At 67.6% G+C, this 256-nt stretch carries 1 protein-coding gene; it reads right to left on the bottom strand.

Translation table 11 applies throughout. The features are described from left to right. On the bottom strand, positions 1-256 hold a 256-nt coding region (locus EXE42_RS20385), incomplete at both ends, for a metal ABC transporter permease (RefSeq protein WP_241988422.1).

Below are 256 nucleotides of genomic sequence, written 5' to 3'. Positions count from 1 at the left end.
GTCGCGCCCGCGACGGGCACGACGAGCATCGCCGCCACGAGGATGACGCCCATGATCTGCATCGCGCCGACGACGACCATCGCCGTCAGCATCACCATCACGCGGTTGTACCAGTTGACGGAGATGCCGGAGACGGCGGCCGCGGTCTCGTCGAAGGTCACGTACAGGAGCTGGTTGCGGGTCACCGCGACCGTGCCGACGATGACGACGAACAGCACGAGCAGGATCCCCGCGCTCTGGGGCGACACCGTCGAGA

The sequence above is a fragment of the Halorubrum sp. SP3 genome (genome assembly GCF_005435195.1).
GTDB lineage: Archaea > Halobacteriota > Halobacteria > Halobacteriales > Haloferacaceae > Halorubrum > Halorubrum sodomense.
The sequence above is the reverse complement of the archived record's forward strand: the minus strand, read 5'-3'. Positions and strand labels throughout refer to the sequence as shown.